Source organism: Ruegeria sp. CJ9 (assembly GCF_056536625.1).
Window position 1 is genome coordinate 91,294 of the sequence record NZ_JBQFPY010000006.1, and the last position, 26,393, is coordinate 117,686.

At 58.3% G+C, this 26,393-nt stretch carries 33 protein-coding genes; 9 read left to right on the forward strand and 24 right to left on the reverse strand.

Features of this window, described 5'->3' with window-relative positions; genetic code table 11:
* The 6 genes from ACR0AJ_RS13650 to hmgA all read right to left on the reverse strand — a co-directional run bounded on the left by ACR0AJ_RS13650 (position 1) and on the right by hmgA (position 6,468).
* Positions 1-1,611, reverse strand: a complete 1,611-nt coding sequence (locus tag ACR0AJ_RS13650) for an FAD-dependent oxidoreductase (RefSeq protein WP_170350303.1) — start codon at positions 1,609-1,611, stop codon at positions 1-3.
* Between the two features lie 136 nt (positions 1,612-1,747).
* On the reverse strand, positions 1,748-2,698 hold the full coding sequence (locus ACR0AJ_RS13655) for an MBL fold metallo-hydrolase (protein WP_480741101.1): 951 nt from the start codon (positions 2,696-2,698) through the stop codon (positions 1,748-1,750).
* Positions 2,698-3,174, reverse strand: coding sequence for a DUF2059 domain-containing protein (locus ACR0AJ_RS13660; RefSeq protein WP_170359943.1), 477 nt, complete (start codon positions 3,172-3,174; stop codon positions 2,698-2,700). Before ACR0AJ_RS13660 ends, ACR0AJ_RS13655 begins: the two co-directional genes overlap by 1 nt.
* 28 nt (positions 3,175-3,202) lie before the next feature.
* Positions 3,203-4,459 carry a fumarylacetoacetase gene (fahA, locus tag ACR0AJ_RS13665; protein ID WP_480741103.1) on the reverse strand — a complete coding sequence of 419 codons (1,257 nt, stop codon included), beginning with the start codon at positions 4,457-4,459 and terminating at the stop codon, positions 3,203-3,205.
* 22 nt (positions 4,460-4,481) lie between these two features.
* Positions 4,482-5,105 (reverse strand): LysE family translocator, encoded by a 624-nt coding sequence (locus ACR0AJ_RS13670; protein WP_480741105.1) that lies wholly within the window; start codon positions 5,103-5,105, stop codon positions 4,482-4,484.
* Between the two features lie 7 nt (positions 5,106-5,112).
* Entirely contained in the window at positions 5,113-6,468 is a 1,356-nt protein-coding gene (gene hmgA, locus ACR0AJ_RS13675) for a homogentisate 1,2-dioxygenase (protein ID WP_170411419.1), read from the reverse strand.
* Between the two features lie 57 nt (positions 6,469-6,525).
* Between hmgA and ACR0AJ_RS13680 the strand changes: the two genes are divergently transcribed.
* Positions 6,526-6,978 (forward strand): MarR family winged helix-turn-helix transcriptional regulator, encoded by a 453-nt coding sequence (locus ACR0AJ_RS13680; protein ID WP_170359952.1) that lies wholly within the window; start codon positions 6,526-6,528, stop codon positions 6,976-6,978.
* A 65-nt stretch (positions 6,979-7,043) separates the two neighbouring features.
* On the forward strand, positions 7,044-8,282 hold the full coding sequence (locus ACR0AJ_RS13685; RefSeq protein WP_480741106.1) for an adenylate/guanylate cyclase domain-containing protein: 1,239 nt from the start codon (positions 7,044-7,046) through the stop codon (positions 8,280-8,282).
* Between the two features lie 26 nt (positions 8,283-8,308).
* Here the strand turns inward: ACR0AJ_RS13685 and ACR0AJ_RS13690 are convergent, their stop codons facing one another.
* Entirely contained in the window at positions 8,309-9,127 is an 819-nt protein-coding gene (locus tag ACR0AJ_RS13690; RefSeq protein WP_170350311.1) for a DUF2189 domain-containing protein, read from the reverse strand.
* 96 nt (positions 9,128-9,223) lie between these two features.
* Positions 9,224-10,033: a division plane positioning ATPase MipZ gene (locus ACR0AJ_RS13695; protein WP_170350312.1), complete on the reverse strand. Its 810-nt coding sequence runs from the start codon at positions 10,031-10,033 to the stop codon at positions 9,224-9,226.
* A gap of 206 nt (positions 10,034-10,239) precedes the next feature.
* Between ACR0AJ_RS13695 and ACR0AJ_RS13700 the strand changes: the two genes are divergently transcribed.
* On the forward strand, positions 10,240-11,127 hold the full coding sequence (locus ACR0AJ_RS13700; protein ID WP_480741108.1) for an AEC family transporter: 888 nt from the start codon (positions 10,240-10,242) through the stop codon (positions 11,125-11,127).
* Between the two features lie 79 nt (positions 11,128-11,206).
* Positions 11,207-12,802, forward strand: a complete 1,596-nt coding sequence (locus ACR0AJ_RS13705; protein WP_170350314.1) for an MFS transporter — start codon at positions 11,207-11,209, stop codon at positions 12,800-12,802.
* A gap of 45 nt (positions 12,803-12,847) precedes the next feature.
* On the opposite strand, the gene ACR0AJ_RS13710 is transcribed toward ACR0AJ_RS13705, so the two are convergent.
* The 3 genes from ACR0AJ_RS13710 to rplS all read right to left on the reverse strand — a co-directional run bounded on the left by ACR0AJ_RS13710 (position 12,848) and on the right by rplS (position 13,906).
* Complete coding sequence (locus ACR0AJ_RS13710) at positions 12,848-13,075, reverse strand: hypothetical protein (RefSeq protein ID WP_170350315.1); 228 nt, start codon at positions 13,073-13,075, stop codon at positions 12,848-12,850.
* Positions 13,076-13,289: 214 nt separating this feature from the next.
* A complete protein-coding gene (gene rpmE, locus ACR0AJ_RS13715) occupies positions 13,290-13,511 on the reverse strand; it encodes a 50S ribosomal protein L31 (protein ID WP_170350316.1) in 222 nt (73 codons plus the stop codon).
* Between the two features lie 11 nt (positions 13,512-13,522).
* Positions 13,523-13,906, reverse strand: a complete 384-nt coding sequence (rplS, locus tag ACR0AJ_RS13720) for a 50S ribosomal protein L19 (RefSeq protein ID WP_170350317.1) — start codon at positions 13,904-13,906, stop codon at positions 13,523-13,525.
* A 380-nt stretch (positions 13,907-14,286) separates the two neighbouring features.
* Here rplS and ACR0AJ_RS13725 point away from each other — a divergent pair, with 380 nt between their 5' ends.
* Complete coding sequence (locus ACR0AJ_RS13725) at positions 14,287-15,087, forward strand: glycoside hydrolase family 25 protein (protein WP_170350318.1); 801 nt, start codon at positions 14,287-14,289, stop codon at positions 15,085-15,087.
* On the opposite strand, the gene trmD is transcribed toward ACR0AJ_RS13725, so the two are convergent.
* The 11 genes from trmD to ACR0AJ_RS13780 all read right to left on the reverse strand — a co-directional run bounded on the left by trmD (position 15,084) and on the right by ACR0AJ_RS13780 (position 22,085).
* On the reverse strand, positions 15,084-15,881 hold the full coding sequence (gene trmD / locus ACR0AJ_RS13730) for a tRNA (guanosine(37)-N1)-methyltransferase TrmD (RefSeq protein ID WP_170350319.1): 798 nt from the start codon (positions 15,879-15,881) through the stop codon (positions 15,084-15,086). The two genes, ACR0AJ_RS13725 and trmD, sit on opposite strands and share 4 nt — an antisense overlap.
* Positions 15,878-16,693 (reverse strand): hypothetical protein, encoded by an 816-nt coding sequence (locus ACR0AJ_RS13735; protein WP_170350320.1) that lies wholly within the window; start codon positions 16,691-16,693, stop codon positions 15,878-15,880. The genes trmD and ACR0AJ_RS13735 overlap by 4 nt, the downstream gene beginning before the upstream one ends.
* Entirely contained in the window at positions 16,693-17,196 is a 504-nt protein-coding gene (gene rimM, locus ACR0AJ_RS13740) for a ribosome maturation factor RimM (protein ID WP_170350321.1), read from the reverse strand. Before rimM ends, ACR0AJ_RS13735 begins: the two co-directional genes overlap by 1 nt.
* Entirely contained in the window at positions 17,189-17,338 is a 150-nt protein-coding gene (locus ACR0AJ_RS13745; RefSeq protein ID WP_165590802.1) for a hypothetical protein, read from the reverse strand. Before ACR0AJ_RS13745 ends, rimM begins: the two co-directional genes overlap by 8 nt.
* A 2-nt stretch (positions 17,339-17,340) precedes the next feature.
* Positions 17,341-17,976, reverse strand: coding sequence for a 5,6-dimethylbenzimidazole synthase (bluB, locus tag ACR0AJ_RS13750; protein WP_170350322.1), 636 nt, complete (start codon positions 17,974-17,976; stop codon positions 17,341-17,343).
* A 12-nt stretch (positions 17,977-17,988) separates the two neighbouring features.
* Entirely contained in the window at positions 17,989-18,378 is a 390-nt protein-coding gene (gene rpsP, locus ACR0AJ_RS13755) for a 30S ribosomal protein S16 (RefSeq protein WP_170350323.1), read from the reverse strand.
* 43 nt (positions 18,379-18,421) lie between these two features.
* The gene (locus ACR0AJ_RS13760) at positions 18,422-18,718 is read right to left on the reverse strand and encodes a chorismate mutase (protein WP_170350324.1); all 297 of its coding nucleotides are present in this window, start codon (positions 18,716-18,718) and stop codon (positions 18,422-18,424) included.
* Positions 18,719-18,752: 34 nt separating this feature from the next.
* The gene (locus ACR0AJ_RS13765; RefSeq protein WP_170350325.1) at positions 18,753-19,304 is read right to left on the reverse strand and encodes a GNAT family N-acetyltransferase; all 552 of its coding nucleotides are present in this window, start codon (positions 19,302-19,304) and stop codon (positions 18,753-18,755) included.
* A complete protein-coding gene (locus tag ACR0AJ_RS13770) occupies positions 19,301-19,858 on the reverse strand; it encodes a GNAT family N-acetyltransferase (protein ID WP_480741110.1) in 558 nt (185 codons plus the stop codon). Before ACR0AJ_RS13770 ends, ACR0AJ_RS13765 begins: the two co-directional genes overlap by 4 nt.
* Complete coding sequence (ffh, locus tag ACR0AJ_RS13775; RefSeq protein ID WP_170350327.1) at positions 19,855-21,360, reverse strand: signal recognition particle protein; 1,506 nt, start codon at positions 21,358-21,360, stop codon at positions 19,855-19,857. The genes ACR0AJ_RS13770 and ffh overlap by 4 nt, the downstream gene beginning before the upstream one ends.
* Before the next feature lie 206 nt (positions 21,361-21,566).
* Complete coding sequence (locus ACR0AJ_RS13780; RefSeq protein ID WP_480647970.1) at positions 21,567-22,085, reverse strand: hypothetical protein; 519 nt, start codon at positions 22,083-22,085, stop codon at positions 21,567-21,569.
* A gap of 88 nt (positions 22,086-22,173) precedes the next feature.
* On the opposite strand from ACR0AJ_RS13780, the gene ACR0AJ_RS13785 reads away from it, so the two are divergent.
* Positions 22,174-22,704: a prolyl-tRNA synthetase associated domain-containing protein gene (locus tag ACR0AJ_RS13785; protein WP_170350329.1), complete on the forward strand. Its 531-nt coding sequence runs from the start codon at positions 22,174-22,176 to the stop codon at positions 22,702-22,704.
* On the opposite strand, the gene ACR0AJ_RS13790 is transcribed toward ACR0AJ_RS13785, so the two are convergent.
* Together ACR0AJ_RS13790 and ACR0AJ_RS13795 are read right to left on the reverse strand one after the other, a co-directional pair.
* Positions 22,705-23,445, reverse strand: coding sequence for an aspartate/glutamate racemase family protein (locus tag ACR0AJ_RS13790; protein ID WP_170377459.1), 741 nt, complete (start codon positions 23,443-23,445; stop codon positions 22,705-22,707).
* Between the two features lie 73 nt (positions 23,446-23,518).
* Positions 23,519-24,100, reverse strand: a complete 582-nt coding sequence (locus tag ACR0AJ_RS13795) for an FMN-dependent NADH-azoreductase (protein ID WP_170550833.1) — start codon at positions 24,098-24,100, stop codon at positions 23,519-23,521.
* Between the two features lie 117 nt (positions 24,101-24,217).
* On the opposite strand from ACR0AJ_RS13795, the gene ACR0AJ_RS13800 reads away from it, so the two are divergent.
* The 3 genes from ACR0AJ_RS13800 (at position 24,218) to ACR0AJ_RS13810 (ending at position 26,350) form a co-directional block, all read left to right on the forward strand.
* Complete coding sequence (locus tag ACR0AJ_RS13800; RefSeq protein WP_480647974.1) at positions 24,218-25,096, forward strand: LysR family transcriptional regulator; 879 nt, start codon at positions 24,218-24,220, stop codon at positions 25,094-25,096.
* Positions 25,093-26,007, forward strand: coding sequence for a DMT family transporter (locus ACR0AJ_RS13805; RefSeq protein WP_480741112.1), 915 nt, complete (start codon positions 25,093-25,095; stop codon positions 26,005-26,007). Before ACR0AJ_RS13800 ends, ACR0AJ_RS13805 begins: the two co-directional genes overlap by 4 nt.
* A gap of 61 nt (positions 26,008-26,068) precedes the next feature.
* On the forward strand, positions 26,069-26,350 hold the full coding sequence (locus tag ACR0AJ_RS13810) for a hypothetical protein (protein ID WP_170359979.1): 282 nt from the start codon (positions 26,069-26,071) through the stop codon (positions 26,348-26,350).
* Positions 26,351-26,393 lie beyond the last annotated feature (43 nt).

A 26,393-nucleotide genomic window follows, 5' to 3' on the forward strand; every position in this document is an offset into this window, starting at 1 on the left:
TTACTCCTTGCCGGTGGCCCGGCGGATCGCCTGCCGGAATGCGTTTTCTTCGTAGCTGTCACGCCGCGCGGCAACATGCTGGTCGGGGCGGATCAGATAGACCGCGCTGGCGGCATCGCCCAGATACCGACGCTTGAGTTCCAGCGTCAGGTCATCCTTGACCGACAACGCAAGCCGGGTGGCTTCAACCCCGTCTTCTTCGATCCGCTCGGGGGCGTCGGCGTCAATGGTCAACAGGGTGAACTTGCCTGCCAATTTTGGCAACAAGAATTCATCGCCCAGCGGCGCATCCGGGCAGGCCGAGCCCGGTCGCGTGATATCCGGGCCGTCCAGTGCATCGGCTGAGCTGAGCGAAGACCCCTGATAGGCGCAGGGCGTGCTCAACCGTCCGGAATTGACCAGAGGGCGGGCAAATTCGAAATGTTCGCTGAGGTCCAGAACCGCGTCCCGCAACAGTTGCGACATCTGGGATTTCGGCGTGATGAAGTCGGTCGAGCGGCTGGATTTCGTGATATTCTCATCCGCTGCCTGCACTCGCTCGCGGCTATAGCTGTCCAGCAAAAGCTCGGGCGCTTTGCCGTCCAGAACCAGTTTCAATTTCCAACACAGGTTATCAGCGTCCTGAATTCCTGTGTTTGCCCCAAGTGCCCCAAACGGGCTGACCTGATGGGCGCTGTCCCCGGCAAACAGAACGCGCCCATGGCGGAACCGCTCCATCCGGCGGCATTGGAACGTATACACCGATACCCATTCCAGATCGAAATCCACATCCTCGCCCAGCATGGCTTTGAGGCGGGGGATGACATTCTCGGGGCGTTTTTCGCGCTCTTTGTCGATGTCCCAACCCAATTGCAGGTCAATGCGCCAGACATTGTCGGGCTGCTTGTGCAACAGAGCCGACTGCCCGCGATTGAACGGCGGATCGAACCAGAACCAGCGCTCGGTTGGGAGATCGGCTTCCATCACCACGTCGGCGATCAGGAAGTTGTCTTCGAACACGCGGCCATCGAAATCCAGCCCCAGCATGCGACGGGTCGGAGAGCTGGCACCGTCGCAGGCAATCAGCCACTCGGCTTCGACGTTATAGGGCCCCTCGGGGGTTTCGACCTCAAGCACCACGTGGGTGTCATGGGTGCCGATGGCCTCGACCTTGTTGCGCCCACGGATTTCGATGGGCGCGCCCGAAGCCTGCAATTGCCGCACACGGTCGACCAGAGCATTTTCGAAATAGTATTGCTGAAGATTGATGAAGGCCGGGTTTGCAAAACCCGTGTCGGGTTGCAGATTGAATTCATAGACCTGGCGATTGTCGAAATAGACCTTGCCGACATTCCACTGCACGCCCTTGTCCACCATGGGGCTACTCGCGCCCAGACGGTTAGCAATATCCAGTGTACGTTGCGAAAAGCAGATGGCCCGGCTGCCGAAGCTGACCTTGTCATTGTCATCCAACACCACGACCGGGACACCTTGCTGGGCCAGATCTATCGCAGTGACCAGCCCGACCGGCCCGGCACCGACCACAATGACCTTGTGCCGAATGGCGATGGCAGCGTCCTGATCCGGGCTGCGTTCGTAGGCGTAAAGTGGGACTTCGAAAATCTTGTTCATGGGTTCTCCCCCGATACATATGCGCGCAAGACGCAAATCTCTTGTCCTCTGACGCGGCCACGCCCGAGACCTTGCCCAATGCTTTCATTGATTTTTCCGACGCAAAACGATCTGGATCAAATGCGACGGAATGTCCTTAACTTTGCAGATCCGACCACATCTCAAGGTCGCGCTGGGCGGTCCAGATGCGTGGGGTGTCAATGCCGCGTGCCTCGTCATAGGCGCGCGCGACGTTGAAGGGCAAACAGTGTTCATAGATCGCATAGTCGGCGAATTTGGGGTCGCATTCAGCGCGCACAGCATCCCAGGCCTGTTTTAAGGTGCCGCCACACGCAGCGACCCGTGCCGCCGGTCGGTAGGTGCTGTTGACGAAGTCGCGGGTGCTTTCAATCGCTGCGTTCACCATGTCTGCCCCGATCAGCGCATCTCCGCGCCCCGGGGCGATGGCATTCAGATCAAACGCCTTGATTGCGTCCAGCGTACCGCCCCAGTCGCCGAAATGCCCGTCACCGCAGTAGCAGGCGGAATGATATTCGACGATGTCACCAGTGAACATCACGTTCTGGTCTGGCACATGAATCACGATGTCCCCGGCAGTGTGGGCGCGACCCAGGTGCATGAGGTCTACCCTGCGATTGCCCAGATAAACAGTCATCCTGTCCCGAAATGAAGTCGTGGGCCACGTCAGGCCGGGAATGCTTTCGTACCCTTCAAACAGGCGGGGAAAGCGCTGAAACTCGCTATCCCAATCCTCTTGCCCGCGTTCGGCAACCATAGCGCGGGCCTTGTCCGACATGATGATCTGCTGCGCCTCATAGGCACTGGCGCCCAGTACACGGACCGCGTGATAGTGCGTCAGCGCCAAATGTGTAATCGGCTTATCCGTAACCGAACGCACGCAGTCGATCACCTTGCGTGCCAGCCGCGGTGTGGCTTGTGCTTCGATAATCATCACGCTGTCGTCGCCGATGATTACGCCGGAATTTGGATCGCCCTGCGCTGTAAAGGCATATAGGCCCTCGCCAATTTCGGTGAACGAGATCGCCTTCTCAGAAAGATCCGATTGCGAGGCGAAGGCCTTTGTCATCAGTTTGTTTCCTGCAGGATCTTTGCCAACTCAGGTGTGACTTGTAACGTCACGCGCTGCATGTCAGCGGACAGGGCTCCCATGGTTTGCTGCATGAACGGCTGCATTTTGCCCATGATGGCGCTGCCATGCTCTGATCCGTAGAAATCGATCAATGCAGACAGTTCTTCAGCCGAGAACAAGTCAGCGCTGCTGTCGATCATCTGCTGTTCCAATTTCGGACGCAGGCTTTGCATCGCGCCAGACATCACAACACCGATACGCTGCAACTGATCCTCCGTCACAGTAACACCCGGCGGAAGAGTGGCCGCAACCTGCGCTGCCATACCTTCGGGTGAGAACATGTTGTCCATCATCAATTGCACATCCGGCAACTTCACATATTCCTCGGCTAAGGCTTGATTATCGGCGGCCAACGCCGAATGGCTGAACCCGATGGCCAGTATCAGAGAAGCAACAAGAGTTTTCAGGGTCACGTTTGATCCAATCACGTTTGGGCACGTTTCATCGTGCATATGGGGTGTCGAGCGCGGCGAGAACGGTTCCGGTGCAATTGCCGAAGCCAATCGTGTAACCGTCACCTTTGGCAGCGCCCTTCAACTCTAGCGTGTCGCCATCTTCGATGAAACTGCGGGTTTCACCGCTGTCCAGTGTCAGGGGTTCCTTTCCTCCCCAGCTTAGCTCCAGCAGTGAGCCGCGTTCGGGCTTAGTTGGACCCGAAATGGTGCCAGACCCCAGCAGATCGCCGGTGTTCATCGGGCAGCCGGATGTGGTGTGATGCGCCAGTTGCTGCGCGGCTGAATAGTACATTTCCTTGTAATTGGTCCGCGCGATGGTTGTGGCGGCCTTGCCATTGGGCGCCATGGAGATTTCCAGATCGATATGATACAGCATCGGGCCGCAATCTTTGAGGTGATCCAGCAGTTCGACCTCACGTTCCGGAGTGTCGCAGCGGAACGGCTCCAACGCCGCTTTGGTGACGATCCACGGGCTGATCGAAGTGGCCGTGGCCTTGGCCTGAAACGGGCCGAGAGGCTGGTATTCCCAGGCCTGGATATCACGCGCGGACCAGTCGTTCAGCAGGACGTAGCCAAAGATGTTGTCATCCGCCTCCTGCACCGAGATCGGGCCCTCCGACGGGGTGCCGACGATGGCGCCCATCTCAAGCTCGATATCGAACCGTGCCGAGGGGGCAAAGCGGGGCGTGTCGTCATTCGGCCCTTTCAGCTGACCCCAGGGGCGGCGAATGTCCGTACCCGAGACAACAACTGACGACGCCCGGCCGTTATAACCGATCGGGATGTGTAGCCAGTTCGGCGGCAGCGCGTTTTCCGGGCCGCGGAACATGGTTCCGACATTCTGGGCGTGATGCCGTCCCGCGTAGAAATCGGTGTATTCGCTGACGGCAAACGGCATGTGCATTTCAGCCTCTGCCTGCGCGATAAGCAGGGGTTCGACCTTGTCTTGCTCTTCCGACCCTTCGGTCAGCAAATCTGTCAACCGATCGCGCAGGGCAGCCCAGACGGCGGGGCCTTGCTCCATCAGCGGGTTCCAAAAGGGCAGGTCAAACAGTGGCTCATCGGACAGTTCGATCAAACCCTCGGCTTCAGCCGTGGTGACATCCAGGATCAAGTCTCCGATGGCGACACCACAGCGGGGCTCGTCGCCCCCGGTCGAAAACACGCCATAGGGCAGGTTGTTCAGTGGAAAAGGGTGGGCCGCGTCATTGGCCGAGGCCACCCAGGATTTCATCAAAGGCATCTGTGATCCTTGTTTGTCTGATCTATTGCGCGTCGCGCAAGGATTTTAGCCCCAGCAAAAGCGCGGCCACTATCATGAACCCGCCGCCAGCCCGATCCAGCCACAGCCGCGCCGAACCCTTGAACCGCATAGCCAGCCAGCTGGCGCTGCCGCCATAGGCGGTCAAAAACAGCCCGTCGATGGTCAGATAGGTGGCAGAGAGGATTGCGAATTGCGGCCAGAACGGCAGCGCGCCGTCAATGAATAGCGGGAACAAGGCCGCGAAGAACACCACAGCCTTGGGATTGGCTGCTGAAGTAATAAAGCCCTGCATCCAAAGCGCCTTGCGGCTGGCGCGCGGCGCGGTCTGCGTGGTCTTGCGGTCCGCCTTTACGATCATCTTCACCCCAAGGAACACCAGATAGGCCACGCCTAGCCATTTGATCACCGCCAGCGCTGTGCCCGATGTCGCAATGATCGCGGCCAGACCAAGCCCAGCAGCCAGCATTTGCAGCAGATTGGCCGTCAGGTCTCCGGCTGCCGTGAACACGCCGCGTTTCAGGCCATTGGTTGCGGAATTGGACAGCATCAGCAATTGGCTGGGGCCGGGTGTGCTCATCAGCAGCAAGACGGTGACGACGTAGGTGATCCAGATATCAAAGCTCATCTCAGCCTCACTTTTTGCCAGGGGTTCCGTCGAACTTTTTCTCAAGAGAGGTCCAGCAGTCAATGTAATCGTCCTGCAAGGGGGCCTCGTTGGCGGCAAAAGGCGTCAGATGTTGTGGAAAGCGGGTCTCGAACATGAAGGACATGGTGTTGTCCAGCTTGTCGGGGCCCAGGTTGGCATTCGAGGCCTTTTCAAACGCCTCGCGATCCGGCCCGTGCGGCAGCATCATGTTATGCAGGCTCATCCCGCCGGGAACAAAGCCCTGCGGTTTGGCGTCATACTGACCGTAGATGTTGCCCATCAGTTCGGACATGATGTTTTTGTGATACCACGGTGGGCGGAACGTATCCTCGGCCACCATCCAGCGTTCGCGGAACAGGACAAAGTCGATATTGGCCGTGCCCGGCTGCCCCGAGGGTGCAGTCAGCACAGTAAAGATCGACGGGTCGGGGTGATCAAACAGGATCGCGCCGACCGGGCAATAGGTGCGCAGATCGTATTTGTAGGGCGCATAGTTGCCGTGCCACGCGACCACGTCCAGCGGGCTTTGGCCGATCTTGGTGGTGTGGAACTGCCCGCACCATTTGACGGTCACGGTCGAGGGCACCTCGCGGTCTTCAAACGCCGCCACCGGGGCTTTGAAGTCTCGCGGATTGGCCATGCAATTGGCGCCGATCGGGCCACGACCGGGCATCTCGAATTTCTGACCGTAATTCTCGCAGACAAAGCCACGTGCGGGGCCTTCCAGTACCTCGACGCGATAGACCAGTCCGCGCGGGATGATGGCGATCTCTTTAGGTTCCAGATCAATAATCCCCAGCTCGGTGGCAAAGCGCAGGCGGCCTTCCTGCGGCACCACCAGCAGCTCGGAATCGGCTGAGAAGAAGTAGGCATCCACCATCGACTCGGTAACCAGATAGATATGGCTGGCCATGCCCACCTGCGTGTTCACATCGCCCGCCGTGGTCATCGTGCGCATGCCCGTCAACCAGGTCAGCCCCTGATCGGAATGAGGCACTGCATCCCAGCGATACTGGCCCAGGCTGATCACATCCGGATCAACGCAAGGCGCGGATTTCCAATAGGGCAGGTCGATCTTCTCGTAGCGATGCGAATGCTTGACCGAGGGCCGGATGCGGTAACACCACGTCCGCTCGGGCGGGTTGGCGGTAAAGGCTGTTCCGCTAAGCTGTTCGCCATAAAGGCCATAATTGCAGCGCTGCGGGCTGTTCATTCCCTGCGGTAACGCGCCGGGCAAGGCCTCGGTTTCAAAGTCATTTCCAAAGCCAGGCATATAGCCTGCATGGGTGCCCACGGGCGTGCTGGCCTGGGTCATTTTATGCGGATCAGTCGGATGGTTCATCCTGTGTTCCTCCATTTGCTGCTTGAGGAATAATAGTTGTTTTTGTAACTAACAAGCATGACAGATGATCAATTCAGCGAAAATGATGGCTTTGATCTGCAAGATTTCCTGCCCTATCTGCTGAACCGCGCGGCCGAGGAAATCTCGTTAGAGTTCCAGCAGATCTACAAGGATCGTTACGGTATGCTGCGCACCGAATGGCGGGTTCTGTTTCACCTGGGCAATTATGGAGAGATGACAGCCAAAGAGATCGGCGAACGCGCCCGATTGCACAAAACCAAGATCAGCCGCGCAGTACACAGGTTAGAGTCCCGCCGGTATCTGGTGCGCAATCGCAGTGAAACAGACCGCAGGGTCGAAAACCTGATGTTGACCCACATGGGGCAATCCGTCTATCGCGAGCTAAGCGGTATTGCCGAGCAATATGACGCAAAACTGACGGCCCAATTTAACCCAGATGAAGTCGTGCTGTTGCGCAATATGCTGCGGCGGCTGGCACATATGGATTGAGCACTGGTAATCGCGGCCCCTGGTCCCCAGATGACAACCAGAGCGGACACTGGAAAAATATTAAAATGACAACCCTGACTGCCGAAACGGCAAAATCCAATGATCTTATTGACTGGTTGGTTACACGCGGCCTGGAAGGGGCAGCGAAAGAAGAGCTGCTGGATGGCTATTGCAACAAACTTTTGGAACTTGGCGTGCCGCTAATGCGTTTTCACGCCGCGCAGTCGGCCTTGCATCCCGTTTACGGCGGGACCGGCTTCAGCTGGTACGAGGGCAGGGGCGGAGAATCCGAGACCTTTGAGTATTCCGAGCAACCCAGCGAACAATGGCAGCAAAGCCCTTTGTTTGCGATCTTGAACAATGAGATAGACGAGATCCGCGAACGCCTGGTCGATCAGAATGAGCCCAGCCGTTTTCCCTTGTTAAACGACCTGCGTCAGATTGGTGCGACCGACTATTACGCCACCGGTGTTAATTTTGACGTTCCCACCCATAACGCTCCGAAAGACGCCAAAAAGGCGGTGGACGGGGTGCTGTTGTCTTGGACATCGAACGCCTCCAAGGGGTTCGAGGACAAAGATCTGGAATTGATCCACACAGCCTTGCCCCATCTGGGGTTGGCGCTGAAATCTGCTGCAAGTGCGCGTGTTTCCAAGGATTTGATGCGGGTCTATCTGGGTCGCGATGCGGGACGGCGGGTGCTGTCTGGTGAAATCCGGCGGGGATCACTGCAGCAGATCGATGCGGTGATGTGGAATTTTGACCTGGAAGGATTCACCAGCCTCTCCGAAGAGCTACCGGGTGCTGAAATCATCGACATGCTGAATGACTATCTGGCCGTAGCCGTTGGTGTCGTTCACGACAATGACGGCAATATTCTGAAATTCATGGGCGATGGGCTGATGGCGATGTTCGACGTCGGCGAGATCGACGAAGACGCGCGCGCCGCGCTGAAGGCTGTACCGATGTTGCAGCAGCGGATGGAGGCCCTGAACGCCCGCCGTAAGGCAAACGGTTTGCCAGTGGCCAACTTTACTCTGGCCCTGCATGCGGGCGAGATTCTGTATGGCAATATCGGGTCCGAGACCCGGTTGGATTTCACTGTTATCGGGCCAGCAGTAAACCAGACCGCACGGATCGCTGGGATGCATCGGTCGCTGGGGCAGAGAATTCTGATCTCGGATGACGTGGCCCGCGCCGCTCAGCCTTGCGGCCAGGACCTGATCTCGGTTGGGCGTTACATGTTGCGCGGTGTGTCCGAGCCGAAAGAGTTGTTTACGGTCTACAATGCCGCCGAGGCCTAGCCGGGGCATTTAACTGGCTGGATTGATTAGCTCTCTGCCGGTGAAACGGCCCGCTGATACAGGTGCCAGGTGGTGTGGCCAAGGATCGGCAGAGTGAAGATTAAGCCTAGAAAAGCCGGAACCATCGACAACAGCATGGTGACCGAAATGATCGCCGCCCAACTAAGCATGACCACCGGGTTTTCCGTGACGACGCGAATGGACGTTATCATGGCAGAAACGAAATTGGTTTCCCGGTCCAGCAGCATGGGCATGGCGATGACGGTCACCGAGAACAGCACAGCAGACAGAAAGCCGCCTACGCAGGTGCCAACAGCCAGAAAAGTCCAGCCCTGCGGCGTGAAGAAGACTGTGTTCAAGAACCCGTCAAAATCCGAAAAGGATGCATTCTGCAGGATAATCGCCAGCCAAAGCCGAACCTGATATACCCACACCCAGAATATGAACAGGGTGACGAAGGCCATCCAGCCCAGTTCACGCTTGCGTTGATTGGCCATGACGGTGAGGATTTCAGACCAGCCGAAGCTTTCCCCTTTTTGCAACCGACGGGACATTTCATAAAGCCCGGCCGCGGCAAACGGCGCGACCAGTGGAAAGCCTACAATGGCGGGAATGATCATCCAAATCTTGCCGAGCCAGACCAGACCCCAAACAAACACGATACCGAAAACCGCATAGAAGAGGCCGAAGAAACCGCTCATTAAGGGGCGAGCCAAAAAGTCGGAAAACCCGGCCTTCAGCGACGCAGTGATATCACCGGCGGTTACTTTGTTGACTTTGGGCATAGCCTGCTGCTGCGGCGTCAGTTTGTCAGGTGGCGTGGAACCAGCGGTCTTGGATGTCATGACATGCCTCCTCCGCAAACAAGTTTGCGTCAGGGGCAGCGCAAGAGCAAGGGTGGAGTATGGCTGCTTGGTTATGCAGCCTTGTCAGAACAACTTCTAAAAGTCGATCTCGACCCCAGGCAGGTTCAATTCCTTCATCATGTCGCGCAGTTCCTGCCGGGCTGCGATGTTCGAGATGTTCAGCTGTTTGACCCCGATATCCTTGAGGTCCAACAGTGTCAGGCCACGCGGGAACAACTCTCGAAAGATGACCCGTTCGGAAAAGCCCGACGCGACACGGAAGCCGATGCGCTGGGACAGCATTTCGATCGCGCGCTGCATCTTTTCCTTGTTGACCATACGCTGTGTACCGACGCGGTTGCGCACGACCACCCAGTCGATGGGTTTGAGCCCGGCCTGCGCCCGCAATTGCCGCGCGTTCCAGACCATTTCGGAATAGACCGAGGGTCCAAGGATCTTCTCGCCCTTTGAATCGATCCGTGCCAACAGGTCAAAGTCGATGAAGCTGTCGTTCAGCGGTGTGATCAGCGTGTCGGCCAGCGAATGCGCAACCTGACTGAGGCGGGTATGCGAGCCGGGGCAGTCGATCAGGATAAAATCGCTGTCGCTTTCCAGTTCAGAAACGGCGGCGGACAGGCGGTGGTCATAGATATTCTCACCGGGTTTCAGCTTGGAGGCGTCGATCTCGGGCAGGTCATGGTGGCGCGGGCTGGGCAAGGGGACCTCGGATCCGTTCATGAATTTGCCGCGATTTTCGAAATACCGCCCCAGGCTGCGCTGTCTCAGATCCAGGTCCAGGGTGCTGACTTTGTGACCCAGCCGTGCCAGTGCGGTGGCCACATGCATCGACACGGTCGATTTGCCTGCGCCGCCCTTCTCGTTTCCGACTACGATGATATGTGCCATGCCTGTATTCCCATGTCCCGCCGTGCTTCGTACACGTTGTTGCGAACCACTATATGTTGTGGAAACCGAGATGGGAAGAACCTCAATCGGTGATTTCAGGCTCTAAATTGGAAAACTATGACGTGGAATAGGGTTAAGCTGTGTGCTTGTCAAAAGTGGTGCCCTGTTTCAGTGTCAGACGCAAAGAACTGCGATAGGGGCGACCGGTGGATCATCTGTTTCTGAACGTTCTGAACGTGGTCCTACCCGTCCTGATCTGCGCCGGAATCGGATATTGTCTGGCGCTGATCAAAGCGCCGTTCGACAATAAGGTGATCGGGGGGATCGTGTCGCGGGTGGGCTATCCGACGCTGATTATATCACATCTGTCTACCACGAGTATTGCAATCGATACCTTTCTGGATGTGATGACCGCCGCAGCGCTGGCCATTGCCGGGTTCGGAGTGCTGGGGTACGTCGTCCTAAAGGCGATACGCCTGCCGGTGCGCGCGTTTTTGACTCCGTTGATGCACAGCAATGTGGGCAATATCGGTTTGCCGATCACGCTGCTGGCGTTGGGGGACGCAGGCATGGCCTATGCGATGGGGTTCGTTGTCGTCGTGCTGATCAGTATCTTCACCATCGGTATGTGGATTCCGGCCGGAGAATTCTCGCCCCGTAAAATTGCCACCTCGCCGATCATCTACGCTGTGACCCTTTCGCTGATTTTAATGGCGACTGGGTACAGCCTGCCGCAACCTATCGCCAAGTCCTTCGACATTCTCGGCGGGTTGTCGATTCCGCTGATGTTGCTGACGCTGGGCCATACACTGGCGACTTTGCGGATCAAACGTCTGGGTCTGGCGGTGGTGCTGACCCTGCTGCATCTGGTTATGGCGGTTGCGATCTCAAGCGCGCTGGTCTGGGCGTTTGGCTTTACCGGGGCTGAACGCGGCGCGTTTATCCTGTGTTGTCTGATGCCATCTTCGGTTGCGACCTACCTGTTCATTGATCAGCACATGCCGGAATACGGCCCGGATGTGGCCGGATTCATTTTGGTTTCGACACTGACCACGATTGTTGTTCTACCGGTTGCGCTGTCCTACTGGATCTGACGCGCACCCTATGCGAAGCGAAAAAAACTGCTAAACTGCTGATAAATTGGATTAAAGACCTACAATTTAAGGGGCGTTGATGACTGACAAGACCTCGGAAGAAGTCACCCCGCAGGCTCGTGCCCGCGTGGTGCTGGCGATGACGGCGATCTGTATGATGGTCGTGGGGTTTAATACCACCGCCGTGACAACCATCCTGCCCAACTTGAAGGCCGAATTCGACCTGACCCCGTCCGGGCTGCAATGGGTGATGGCAACTTATTCCGTGGCCAGTGCGACACTTGTTACCATCGTCAGCCGTCTGGGCGACATTACCGGCAAGATGGGCGTTTTTTTCTTTGGTATGATCGTCTTTGCGATCGGGTCGGCCTTGGCGCTGTTTGCTCAGGATGGGGTGATGCTGCTGATTGGTCGTGGTGCGCAGGGGGCAGGGGCAGCAGCGCTGTTCGGCACTTCGTTGTCTTTGTTGACCGCCGCTACGCCCGAAGAACAACGCGCCAGTGTCACCGGGGCCTGGGGCGCGATCGTTGGTCTGGCCATCGGTGTCGGGCCTATCGTCGGCGGGGCCTTTGGCCACTATGTCAGTTGGCGAGCGGTTTTTGCGGCCGACCTGGTGCTGCTGGCGGTGGCTTTCGCCATTGGACTGCTCGTCAGCAGACGGAAATACATACCCGACACCCGCCTTGCCGGTGCGAAGTTCGACTATCCGGGTGCAGTTGCCATCCTGTTGTTCCTCGGGCCACTTTCCTTTGCGCTCAGCAATGGGGAAAGCGGTGGATGGGCCACGCCGCTTACGTTGGTGCCGTTGGCCATCGCGGCAATGGCGACCGTCGTACTGGTGATTGTCTCACGCCGCAGCGCAGATCCGCTGGTCGAACTGCGATACTTTCGCCATCCGCGTTACTTTATGGCTGCGGCGGGCATGTTTGTTACGGGCTTCACGTTGTTCTGCTTTTTTGTTTATTTCAACACCTTCGTGCAGTCGCCGGACGCCTTCGGATACAGCTCAATTGGGGCAGGGTTAGCGATCATGCCGCTCAGCCTCAGCATGTTCGTCATCTCGGTGACCGCGCCCCGCTTTCTGGCGCCTTACAGTTTCCGGTGGCCCGTTACAATTGGCCTAGGGGCGATGGCCTGCGGGTTCCTGTTGCTGATGACAACCAACAATTCCACGCAATATGCCGAGATTTGGTGGAAGCTTTTGATTGTTGGCGTCGGTATGGGCATCTGTTTTTCCTTGCTGCCGCGCCTCGGCCTGCGTCTTCTACCCGAAGTACATGTTGGCCAGGGGTCAGGCGTGATCAACGCCTGCCTCTATTTCGGAGCCACCCTTGGAGCGGTGGTCGGCGGTCTGGCCGAATCTATCACCATTCGTCGCGGTCTGTCCGAGGTGATCGCTGCGTTGCCCGCCGGTTCAACCCAGCGCGAGGATCTGGCACATGCGCTGACCCACGGCACGCCCAGCCAGATCCAGCAATTGATCGCGGGGATGGATCCATCGACCAGTTCGGTCTTGGCCAGAGCTTTGCGCGAATTGCTGGACAATGCCTTTGACAGCGCCATGGTGGTCGCCGCGATTGCCGCGCTTGTCGGCATGGTACTGGCCTTGGTGCTGCTGCGCGGGCCGGTGCCACCGTTGCACAGTGCGGCAGAACTGACGCGCGCACCCAGGTAAATGCATTAGCGGAAAAAGACGTCGACCGGTCTGGATCAAATGGGTTTAACCTCCAAGGTACACCCCATCTTTGGGTCGATAGAAAACCTTCTGATCGTGCAGCTTGCCAAGAAGATCATGGACGCGGCGCAGGGTGTTTTCGCGAACCACTTTCCCATCATCCGTTTCATCTGGTGTTGCCAGCGAACGGGAGGCAGCCAAGCCGCGCAAGGCTGTTTCGATCAGATCCATATCCTGCACCGAAAGTTCGAACATATCATTGTACTTGGGCATTTCAGGGTCTCCGTCGTATCAGGGCGGTTCTTGGTGCCAAGTGTAGCACCTTTTCAGCATTGTGCGGCGATCACTGCGTGTGACGCGTGAGATCGGCGAGGGTGCCTTCAGGGGCTTCCTTTCTGGCAGGCCCTTTGTATCGTCTCACATGCCTGTCCCAAAAAGAAAAAGGCCGCCCCTCGGGACGGCCTTTCGCATTCGAAACGGGGTGGGATTAGAAGCCCAGACCTTCGTATTTCTTCTTGAACTTCGACACGCGGCCGCCGGCGTCCATCAGGCGCGACGAGCCACCGGTCCACGCGGGGTGCGAGGAGGGGTCGATTTCCAATGCCAGCTGGTCGCCTTCGCTGCCCCAGGTGGATTTCATCTGAACCACGGTGCCATCGGTCATTTTGACGTTGATGAAGTGGTAATCGGGATGGATGTCTTTTTTCATCTTTCCGCTCCTTACGCCTCGGCGCCAGCTTTGGGCTTGTAGTTTGTGACTTCTGCGATACGTGCGGATTTACCGCGACGGGTGCGCAGATAGTACAGTTTGGCGCGACGGACGCGGCCACGGCGGACAACGGTGATGCTGTCGATGTTGGTCGAATGCAGTGGGAACACACGCTCCACACCTTCGCCAAACGAGATTTTGCGGACGGTGAACGATCCGGCGATGCCGTCGCCACCTTTGCGCGCGATGCAGACGCCTTCGTAGTTCTGCACACGGGTGCGCGACCCTTCGGTCACTTTAAAGCCGACACGGATGGTGTCACCGGCTTTGAAATCGGGGATGTCTTTCCCCAGGGCGGCAATCTGTTCCGCCTCAAGCTGTGCGATCAAGTCCATCGCAGTTACTCCTATCTGCTCGTGGTTGGTCCACGAAGTTAAGCACGGCCTGAGAGCTCTTGGTCTTCACCGGGTCCTGCGTACAGCCCGCCAGAGGTCAGATCGAATGTTCCTTTGGTCTGGCCTGCCCTGACACGCCGTGGCTGAAGAAAGCTAAGCGATGCGCCATGATGCAAACCAAAACACCGGAGTCGCGTTACGCGGCACCGGATTGCGCTGCTTTACGGGGTTTGCGATCAGGGATCAAGATAAAAACACCATATTTTCAACGCAAGGGTGGTGGGTTTTCGCCGTAAGCAAACTGCACCGTTGCGTTATCAGGCGGATCAGGCATTCTGGGGGCAATTATAAGAGCAGTAATTTAAAAACAGGAACCGATCATGCGCATTGCATTGATGCTGGCCGTCATGGCCTTTGCGACCCTGTCCTGTGGTCGCAGCACACCTCCGCCTCAAAAGGTCGAGGCCAAAGCTTTTCTAAGTACAACTTCCCCTTCAGTCATCTACCCGGCCTTTGGCGACGCCGACCCGCATGACTGGGATGGGCGGCATCCTGGCCACTATCCGGTGCATGGGCTGGATGTCTCACGCTGGCAGGGGCCGATCGACTGGCATCAGGCCAAGGCATCAGGCGTCAGTTTTGTGTTCATCAAAGCGACCGAAGGTGGAGATGTCGCCGACCCCTTGTTCGAAGACCATCGCCGTGGCGCGCAAGCTGCGGGCGTGCCGTGGGGGGCGTATCATTATTATTATTTCTGCCGCCCAGCGCATGAACAGGCCCGATGGTTCATCAAGAACGTGCCAAAAGGGGCTGACCTGCCGCATGTGCTGGATATGGAGTGGACGCCGCATTCCAGAACCTGCAGGTTGCGCCCCGATGGTGCCACCGTCCGGGCCGAGGCTAAGCGGTTTCTAGATATCTTGGAACGTCACTATGGACGCCGTCCGATCGTCTATACAACGGTGGATTTTCATGGGGATACAGAAATAGGACGTCTGCGCGGGACCGAATTCTGGCTGCGATCCGTTGCCGGACACCCCCATCAGGTTTATCCGAGATCGTCCTGGCGGTTCTGGCAATATACCGGCACCGGGCTGGTGCCTGGCGTGCAGGGCAAGGTGGATATCAACACGTTCAACGGCCACCCCGAAAGCTGGGCGCGCTGGAAGGCGGGGGGCTAGTCCCGCTCCTTTCGGTAGATCTCCCACAGATCGGGTCGCCGTTCGCGGGTGATCTGTTCTGACATTTCGTGCCGCCAATCGGCAATGCGCCCGTGGTGGCCGGACATCAGAATGTCGGGGATCGGGCGGCCCTTCCATTCAGCGGGGCGCGTGTATTGCGGATGCTCCAGCAAACCAGACGAAAAGCTTTCTTCCTCGGCCGAGGCTTGATTGCCCAATACGCCGGGGATCAATCGCACCGTGGCGTCGATGAGTGCTTGCGCTGCGATCTCACCACCGGTCATAACGAAGTCGCCCAAGCTGACCTCTTGGACGCCATAATGTTCCAGCACCCGCTCATCGACGCCCTCGAAGCGACCACACAGCAGGGTCATGCCGTCGCAGCGCGCGAGGTTTTGCATCATACGTTGATCCATCCGGCGTCCACGCGGGCTGAGATAGATCAGCGGCCAATTGCCCTGAACACCCGCCATCGTGTGTTCGATCGCCTCTCCAAGAACGTCGGCACGCAGCACCATGCCTGCACCACCACCCGCAGGTGTGTCGTCGACGTTGCGATGTTTGCCGATGCCGAACGGGCGCAGATCAACGGTTTCCAGCTGCCACAAACCTTCCTGTAATGCCTTTCCGGTCAGGCTTTCGCCCAGCACCCCAGGAAAGGCTGAAGGAAACAGAGTGATGATCTTGGCCTTCCACACCCCATGCAGATCAGGCGTAGGAGTCAACAGCTCGCGCGGTTTCAGGGTTGGCCGGATCGCCTTGCGACCGTGGGATTTACTGGGTTTGTCTGTCATGTCGTGCCGGTCAGAGCGCCTTTTGCGCGTTCAATTATCGCCGTCTTTTGCGCAATCAAGGCGGCTTCGTCCAGACGCGAGCGATTCAAATCCAGCAATTCCGCCAGAACGTCCTCGGGTAGGCGATTGTTCACCCGGGAAGGCGGCACCAGACGTTTGGTCTTGTCGCGCGACAGGTTCAGAAATTCGGCGAACGGGGTGCCGGGACCAAAGCGTTGCAGTTGCAATTCCTCAAGCCAACCTGTCTTCACCGTGACTGAAGGCAGCCGTTCGCGGATTTGGTCTGCCGTGTCTTGCAAAGATGGCAGATGATCCATGCTTGCCCGGAAGGCTTCGAAGTCATGGACCTGACGCATGCGTTCCAGATCATGCGCCCAGAGGCTGCGCAGCCAGCCGCCGCGCTGGCGCAAGGACAGGTAGATCGTGATTTCGACCTCTTGCTGGTCAAAGCGGTGCCGGACCGCGTCCACCAGACAAGCGGCAAGTTCCGGTGCGGCTGCATAGCCCTGTTCGATGTTGCGGCTAGGGCGTAATCCGGCAAAGTTTTCTTCGCTGACGATCAATCCGCGTCTGGTGCCGAAATCCAGTGTTTCGAGAAAGGCGCGCATCCGGGTTCCGAATTCGGACAACGTACCCACGGTGCCATATATGGAATGTGTGGTGGCCGCGCGGGATAGGCCCGAGTTTCGGGTGCGATAGGGCAAGATCAGCGAGAAATGCGGCCAGATCAATTCGCGGTTGTCATACAGGAAAGACTGGGCCGCGGTGGTGCCGGTTTTGTGCAGCCCTAGATGCAACAAAACCCTCCGCATCAGATCAGCCCTTCGGGCGGATCAGCGACAATGCGGCCCTTGTCCAGATCAACCGTCGGAACAGCCTCGCGCGTAAAAGGCAGCAAGACCGTAGATTTCAGACCCGGACCATGCAGTTCCAGCAAGTCGGCTGCGCCGTGGTTCTGCACCGATTTCACCCGGCCCAGCAGAGTGCCGCCTGTATCATAAACCTCAAGCCCGATCAGATCGGTATGATAAAATTCGTCGTCGGGCAACGAGGGTAGCTGATCGCGACGGGCATACAGACGCAGGCCATTGATCGCGTCCGCTTGTTCTTTGGTTTCAATCCCGCCCAATCGGGCGGCGAACCCGTTCTTGATGGGGCGGGTCAAAACCAAGGGGTAACGCTCGCCGCCGTTTTCGTCCGTCAGTGGGGAATAGGTCTCGATATCCTCGGGGACCGCGCAAAAGCTTTTCAGGCGCACTTCGCCGCGCACCCCGTACGAGCCCGCAATGCTGCCGACACAGATCAGATCACTCATTTGGCTTGTCCACCGTCACACATAATCCGTCCTGCCAATCGCCGCGTGCCTCACAGGCCTCGCGCTGGTTCGAGCGTTCAAAGAACACGCCCACAATAAATGCGATCATCAGCAGGATGGGAAGTCGAATAAGCCCGAACATTCTTAGCACACCTCAATCGGCAGCGTGTCGTGGCGGCTTTCCCAGCCAACACGTTCCAATTCGGGGGTGTCGGAAAACTCTTCCGGCTGCCCGACGCAGAAATAGCCGATCAGCCGCCAGTCGTCCGACACGTTCAAGTCACGGGCCAGCCGGTCAGGGTCCAGGATCGACACCCAACCCAGTCCGAGCCCTTCGGCCCGCAAGGCCAGCCAGAACAGGGTAACGGCGGACACAACAGAATAGCGCCGCATCTCGGGCATCGTTCCGGCACCCAGACCTTGCCCCTTATCGGTGGCATCATCGCAGAACACGGCCAATTGTACCGGGGCTTCTTGCATGCCGGACAGTTTCAACTGGCTGTAAAGTTGCGCTTTTTCGCCGGAGTAACCGTCCAACGCCTGCGCGTTGGCGGTTTGGAAATTTTCAAGCGCCGCGGCACGCGCGGCTTCGCTTTCGACGCGGATCACACGCCAGGGTTCGCTAAGCCCAACCGAAGGGGCCAAGCGAAACGCGTCGAGGCAGCGCGTCAGCACTGCCTCGTCTATCGCATCGGTGCGGAACCGGCGCACATCGCGCCGGAGCCGCATTAACAGATCGAACTGCGTGCGGAAATCGTCAGTGAAAGTCTGATCCTGCACGCGCTCGCCTGCTTATTCTTCTGCTGCTGCTTCTTCAGCCGGTGCAGCAGCTGCTTCGGCAGCTTCAGCAGCCTTTGCAGCTTTCTCTTCCGCGCGTTCCTGAGCTTTCTTGCCCGGGGTCCCCTTGTTGGGGTTGTTACGCTCGGCTTTGTCACGGGTGCCAGCGGCTTCCAGCATGCGCGCGATACGGTCGGTGGGCTGTGCGCCCTGATCCAGCCAGTACTGGATACGCTCCATGTTCATTTTCACGCGCTCTTCGCTGTCTTTCGGCAGCAGCGGGTTGTAGGTGCCCAGTTTCTCGATGAAACGACCGTCGCGAGGCATGCGGCTGTCAGCAGCCACGATGCGGTAGAAAGGACGTTTTTTCGAGCCGCCGCGGGCGAGACGAATTTTCATTGCCATGGTGGTATCTCCTTTGGATGGCGTTTACCGGGATCGTTTCCGGTTAATTCTGGTGTTTCTTGTGGTGTCGGATGACTTCCTGAATGATGAAATTCAGGAAAGCCTTGGCGAAGTCGGGGTCTAGATCGGCCTCTTTCGCCAGGTCTTCTAATCGTGCGATCTGCGCAGCCTCGCGCGAAGGATCGGACGGGGGAAGGTCGTGTGCGGCCTTGAGCTTGCCAACAGCCTGCGTGTGCTTGAACCGCTCGCCCAGCGTATAGACAAGGATCGCGTCCAGCCGGTCGATGCTTTCGCGATGCTCTTTCAACAGCGCGGCAGCCTGTGTCACGGGGTTGGTCATTGGCCGTTCCTCTTTGCGGGCAAAGCGATGTGGGTCATGCGTAGGCCTCCATGCCGCCATTCACCAGATCGGCGGGGGCAGGGTGGCGCCAGATTTCGGTCGCGCCGAATTTCGGGTGTTCGTAGTGATAGTCGAGCTTAGCGCCCAGCCGTTTGGCCACGGCCTTGCTGGCGTGGTTTTCCGGGTCGATCAGTGAAATCGCCGTGTCCCAGCCCAATATGTCATAGGCATGGGCGCGCGCGGCCAGAGCGGCCTCGGTCGCATAGCCCTTTCCGGTCGCATGATTCATCAGGGTCCAACCGACCTCGGGCTCGGGCCAACCTTCGGGGAACCAAAGGCCGATCCGCCCGACATAGTTGCCAGTGTCTTTTTCGTCGACGCTCCAATATCCATAACCACGCAGAGCCCAATGGCCAAAATGCATGGCAATGATCCGCCACACTTCATCCCGACGCAGAGGTCCGCCGACATACTTCGCAGCATCGCTGGCAAAGAATGCGGCGTCCGCGTCCAGATCAGTTTCAGATGGTGCGCGCAGGATCAGACGTTCGGTTTCCAGAGTCGGTATGGCCAGAGCAAGTTTCATGCCGGCACCTCGCCATAGCGCCAGACATGCTGGTCTGCATCAAATGCACGTTCGGCAACTGCGTCCCGCGAAGCACCCAAGCGCTGTGCCAACGCATTCGAACGGGCATTTGAAGCCGATACATAGCTTACGAATTGCCCAGATCCCAACAGGTCAAAACCGAAATCGCGAACAGCTGAGCACGACTCGGTGGCGTAACCCTGCAGTCTGTGATCCGCGCGGAACAGGTAACCAAGCTCGGGCTCCTGATCGTCCCATTCGAGACCCAGAATGACAAAGCCAATGACCTGAGCATCCTCTTTCAGTGTGACGGTGAACAGACCATGTCCGTGCAACAGCCAGCCGGAGGTATAGTAGGAGAACTCGGTCCAGGCGTCCTGATTGGTGTCGCCAAAGCTCTCTTTACAGATCGACGTCCACACTGGCAGGTCGTCCAAAGTGGGTGCGCGCAGAACCAGCCGCCGGGTCTTAAGGACCGGCAGGGCCGCGCGATACTGCGCTGCTGCCATCGCCGCCTTGCCGGACGGGGGCTGGGTGCAGCGTGCTGGGGTCACTTTTTCTTTCCGAACCCGCTGAGACCCGGAGGCAGACCCATGCCGCCACCCATACCGGGCATGCCGGGCATTTTGCCGCCCATTGCCTTGGCCGCCTGTTCCAGCGCCTTGGGGTCCATGCCTGCGGCCATTTCTTCGGGCGACGGGCCACCTTTGCCGAACATGCCCTTCATCGCTTGTTTCAGCATCTTGCCTTTACCCATCTTGCCCATCTTTTTCATCATGTCCGACATCTGCCGGTGCATCTTGAGCAGTTTGTTGAGGTCGCTGACCTCCATACCGGAACCGGCTGCAATGCGTTTCTTGCGGCTGGCCTGCAGCAGTTGCGGGTTGGCACGTTCGCGCTTGGTCATCGACTGTATCAGGGCGATCTGCTGGCGCAGGATTTTGTCGTCCAGACCGGCCTGATCCATCTGCTTGGCCATCTTGTTCATGCCCGGCATCATGCCCATCATGCCCTGCATGCCACCCATCTGGATCATCTGCTCCAGCTGCATTTTCAGGTCGTTCATGTTGAACTGACCTTTGACCATGCGCTTCATCATGCGCTCGGTCTGTTCCATCTCCATCGTTTCCTGGGCCTTTTCGACCAGAGCAACGATGTCGCCCATGCCCAGAATACGACCAGCGATCCGGTCCGGCTCAAAGGTTTCGAGGGCGTCCATCTTCTCGCCCAGGCCGACAAAGCGGATCGGTTTGCCGGTGACCGCGCGCATCGACAGCGCCGCGCCGCCACGTCCGTCGCCGTCCATACGGGTCAGCACCACGCCCGAGATGCCGACCTTGGCGTCGAACTCTTCGGCCACCTCAACGGCGACCTGACCGGTCAGGCCGTCAACCACCAGCAGGGTTTCGCGTGGGTCAACCGCATTGCGCACCTGCTCGACCTCGTCCATCAGGACTTCGTCGATATGCAGACGGCCCGCGGTGTCGAGCATATAGACGTCATAGCCACCCAGCGTCGCCTGTTGCTTGGCGCGCTTGGCAATGTCGACCGGTTTTTGGCCAGGGACGATCGGCAGGGTATCGACGCCGACCTGTGTGCCCAGAACGGCCAGCTGATCCATCGCCGCCGGGCGATAGACGTCCAGCGAGGCCATAAGGACCTTCTTGCCCTCTTTCTCTTTCAGGCGTTTGGCGAGTTTACCGGTGGTGGTCGTCTTACCCGAACCCTGCAGACCGACCATTAGGATCGGGGCAGGCGGGTTGTCGATCTTCAGCGCACCGGGGTCTTCCTCGCCGCGCAGTACATCAACCAGCGCGTCATGCACGATCTTGACGACCTGCTGACCTGGGGTGATCGACTTGGTGACCGCCTGACCGGTGGCCTGGCTTTGAACCTTCTTGACGAATTCACGGGCAACCGGCAGCGAGACGTCAGCCTCAAGCAGCGCAACCCGAACCTCACGCAGGGCGGTCTTGACGTCTTCCTCGGACAGGGCGCCCTGCTTGGTCAGCCGGTCAAAGACGCCGGAAAGGCGTTCGGATAGATTTTCAAACATGCCTTCGGCCTCCTTAGCCGGTTATCTCGTGGCGCCTCTTAGATAAGAAACACCGGTTAAATGCACAATTGCCCCCTCCCACTGAATTAGACGTGGGGGTAATGCCAAATGACATTGCCCCCACGGGCGAAACTCGCTGGTGGGGGGCGATCCCTGAACGACTCAAGGGACCGGAAGATCAGATGCTTCCGGATGTTGGCGGCGATTTAGGCCGATTGGCTGACAGAGTCAACCTTGCGTGCCGGAAGCCATTCATTGACGGCATCCACCAGCCGATGCGCGCCGCGCCCACTGGAATAGGCCTCAACAATGGGGTGCCGACCCGCGCTCATGCCTTTGTCCAGTATGAGTACGGGGCGATACAGCGTAGATGAGCCCTTGTTGCTGCGCGAAATCGTTGTTTCAATCTCGGCATGGGACAGGTTCGACAGCATGTGTTCGACGGCATCATAGCCAAAAACCGAATGCCTGCGGATCACGATGCTGTCTTTGTCCCGGTCCAGAATGACCTGAACGCGCCGTACAAAAGCGCAGAAGGCCCCAAATCCTAACCCTCCGCCGCCGAGGGCGAATATCAGGCCGAACAGGATGGCCTCGCCCCCCTCGGTCATCAAGAAGAGACCGAGGCCGACAAAGATTAGAATAAATAAGACAAGTGTGATGCCTATGAACCATGGGGTATCGGACAGGATCAGTTGGTTCGGTGTATTGCGCGTGACTTTCATGGCGGCACGCTAGCACTGTGTCGCGGGTCTGTCGTGCCTTGAATCTTGTTCCATGTTGCGCGAAGAGCGCGTTACATAGGAGGTTCCCATGGACGCATCATCTGCCTTTCAAGATACATTGCCGCTCAGCTCTGACGCGCTGCTGACGCAGTTGGGCGATTGGGGGCTGGCCTATCGGTTGCACAGCCATATCCCGCTGCGCACGGTCGAGGATGCGAAAGGGGTTGAGGATCAGTTTCTGGTGCCCGGAGAAAATACGCTGCGGCTCAAGAACCTGTACCTGCGTGACAAGAAAAAGCGGAACTATCTGGTGACGCTGGAACAGAGCCGCGAGATTGACCTTAAAGCCCTGGGTGCGGAGTTGGGTGTCGGGAATCTGTCCTTCGGTTCGGCGGATCGTCTGATGCAGAACCTCGGTATCCGGCCCGGAGCGGTCAGCCCACTGGCGATGATCAATGGGGTTCAGAACGAAGTGCGGTTCTTTATGGATAGCGCGGCGCAGAATTCAGACGTGATCAACATGCACCCGCTGGTGAACGACCGTACCGTAGTAATGACGCGCGCCGATCTGATGGCGTTCTTTGACCGGATCGGCTGTGAAGTGACCTGGTTGCCCTGATCAACCCTCCAGCGCTTCTTTCAAAGCCGCCTCGACATGCGCTGCGGACGGGTTAATGAATAGGTGTCCGTCGGACTTGAAAACGGGATCGTCCAGATGATCAGGAAAGGCCAGGGGTAACTCGGTGCAGGCCAGGAGGACGGCGGTGCCGGGGGTGGCATGTTTGTTGCAAAAGGTCAGTAGTCGTGTGCGGGCCGTGTCCGACGCGCCGCCGTAGAATTCGCTGTCGATCATGGCCTGCATCTCGGCAATCTCGGGTTCCGGCAGGCGGTCGTTGGCCGTGATGCCCTCTTTGGCCAGCCGATCGGCATAGTCAGTCGCCTGCATGGTCACCGCCGTCCCCAGAACCAGAGCGCTTGATGCTCCGGCAGAGGCAGTGGCTTCGGCGGTTGCGTCAAAAATGCTCAGAATTGGCATCGCCACACCTTGCCGGATCGCGTGCAGCCTTGCGTGTGGCGTGTTCGAGGCGATGATGCCGAAATCGCAGCCTGCGCGTTCCAACGTCAAAAGGGCCTCGCGGAAGACGGCGTCGAATTCGGCCCAGCTGGCCTCATCCCCTGCCACACCGCGCAGGGCGCGGGTTTTGGCCTGTGTGACGGATTCAATGGTCATGGGCGGGATGGGTAGTGGCGAGCCGTGACCGAGGTCAGCAAAATACCGGCCCGCGCCCTGTGCAATCGCCCGGTAATAATCCACGGTCGAGGCCCAGCCCACTCCGCCCAGAATTCCGATCTTTTTCATAACTAACGCCCAGCCTGCCAATTCCCGTTCGGGAGGCAGACTGGACGTTTCGGCGTATAAAGACCAGAGGCGATCAGGCCGCCAGCTCAGTTACTGCCTTGTGGGCGTTGTTCAGCGTGGCCTCGGCGTCCAGCGCCATTTTGTCGGCGGCGACCACGTCGACATTGGTGATGCCAATAAAGCCCAGAACGTGACGCACATAGTTGGTAGCAAAATCGATCTCGGACCCAACGGCAGTGCCGCCCGAGGCGATGGCCAGAACCACGCGTTTGTCTGTCAGCAGTCCCACTGGGCCGTTCTCAGTATACGAGAATGTCAGGCCGACGCGGGCAACCAGATCAATCCAGGCTTTGAATGCGGCAGGTACCGAAAAGTTATAGATCGGTAAACCGATGACGATGGTGTCGGCCTGTTGCAGCTCGCCTACCAGTGAATCCGATAGCGCCAGATGTTCGCGCTGCGCGTCGTTGCGCTGATCGCCGGGGGTGAAGTTGGCGCTGATCCAGTCCTCGGTCAGCAGGGGCAGGGGGGACGCCAGATCGCGGCGGATAATGCGTGCAGCACCCAGATGGTTGACGATACGGTTGGACAGATCGCGGGTAGCTGAACCTTCACGGCGGGCCGAGGCGTCGATATGCAGGATGGTCTTGGTCATTTCACTTGGTCCTTCTGATAGGATTTTCGTCTGCGGCCAATATGGATATTGCGAGAATGAACAAAACTCGGATATATCAACACTGACTGTTGGAATTTGCACATCTGAGGTAATGCCGTGGACAATTGGGACGAAGTAAGAACCGCTTATCAGGTTGCCCGTATGGGGACCGTCAGCGGCGCGGCCGAGGTTTTGGGCGTGCATCATGCCACCGTGATCCGCCATATCGACGCGATCGAGGCACGGCTGGGTGTCAAACTGTTCCAGCGTCATGCGCGTGGTTACACGCCGACCGAAGCCGGGGATGATCTGTTGCGTGTGGCACAAGCGACCGAGGATCAGTTCAACCAACTGGTCGGGCGAATGAAGGGGCGGGGGGACGATGTTTCAGGAGAGTTGGTCGTGACCTCGCTGTCCTCATTGGCGCCTTTGGTGGTCCCGGTACTTAGTGAATTCCAACGCTTACACCCGGGCCTGATCGTGCGTTACCTGACAGGTGATCGCCTGTTCCGTCTGGAATATGGCGAAGCGCATGTGGCGATCCGGGCGGGTTCGGCCCCTGATCAACCGGACAATGTGGTGCAGCCGTTTATCGATCAGGAAGTCGGGCTTTATGCCAGTACAGCATATGTGGAGCGTCACGGTCAGCCCAAGAGTGTCGAGGACCTTAGAAACCATTTCTTCGTTGGTGCCGACGATGAAAACAGCCGCGCTCCGTTTTCGCGCTGGTTGCGCAAGACCGTACCGGCCGAAAACATCATATTTCGCTGTACCAATAATTTCTGCAACCGCGAGGCGGTTATGTCCGGGGCTGGGATCGGCTTCATGGCTCGTTGGGAGGCGGGCCGCGACCCCAGTCTGATCGAGGTGATAGAGCCGCTGCCCGAATGGTTCGGGAATCTGTGGCTTGTGACCCATGTGGACCTGCACCGCACCACCAAGGTTCAGAGTTTCCTGACCTTTCTGAAAGAGCAATCCAAAGGTTGGTCGGCGTGAGTCCTCAGGCCCAGGGCCATCTGGCCATGCTGGTTTTTTCGGCTCTGGTGGCGGGCAGTTTTTCGCTGGGGTCACTGATCGCCAACCAGATCGCGCCCGAAGCGATCACGGCAGCTCGATTTCTGATCGCATCGGTTGTGATCGGCGTTGCGGCGCTTCTGACGACCGACTTGCCCCGAAGCGCGGCGCAGGCACCCTGGCGTTATCTGGTCTTGGGCGGATTGTTCGCCAGCTATTTCGTGCTGATGTTCCATGGATTGAAGACCGCGCCCCCGGTCAGCGCAGCGGCAGTGTTCACGCTGACGCCGGTGATGTCAGCGGTTGCAGGGTGGGTGTTGCTGCGGCAGGTCACCACGCCAAGAATGGCTTTTGCCCTGTCAGTTGGCGCAGTGGGCGCGCTTTGGGTCATATTCCGGGCCGACTGGCGGGCCTTTATGGCGTTCGAGATCGGTGGCGGTGAGATCATCTATTTCTGGGGCTGTTTGGCGCATGCGATCTACACGCCCATGGTGCGCAAGCTGAACCGAGGCGAGCCGGCGGTGGTGTTCACCTTTGGTACTCTGGTCGCGGGCTGCGTGTTGCTGACGTTGTATGGTTGGGCCGAGATCCGCGCGACCAACTGGGCCAACCTGCCGCTGATTGTTTGGGTCGGGCTGCTCTATGTCTCGATCTTTGCAACGGCGGCCAGCTTTGTGCTGGTGCAATTCGCAACCCTGCGGCTGCCTTCGGCCAAAGTGATGGCTTACACCTATCTGACCCCCAGCTGGGTGATCCTGTGGGAGGTTGCATTGGGTCAGAAGCCCCCAGGCTTACTGGTGTTTGTGGGTGCAATTCTGACCGTCGTGGCGCTTGTACTCTTGTTAAAGGTCGAGGGTCAGCCGCGCGCATCATCCAAGCCCGTGCCCGAATGACGCTTGTGTTCCCGTCAGATTGTGCGAGCGTTGGTCGCAGGCAAAACAGAGGCAATAACCAATGAGACCAGCACTTTATCTGATCACGGTGGTGGGGCTGTCGGCCTGTACGCAAACGTCCTCGGGCAATGCGGTTTCAGAAACGGATTTGCAGGGCAGTTGTGAAGCGCTTGTTTCCGCCGAAACGGGGGTTGGCCCCAAGGACGTGAACGCCATTTCCACCCGGTCCGAGCCGACAGGGTCGGTGACAACCTTGTCGGTCGCAGGGGCGCAGGCACCATGGTTGTGCATGTCTGATCCGTTCGGTGTCATCACGGGTGTGCAATACAGCCAAGAAGGTTAGTGGCCGTCAGGGTTCAGCACGCCCGTTGAGGCAGATCAATGTC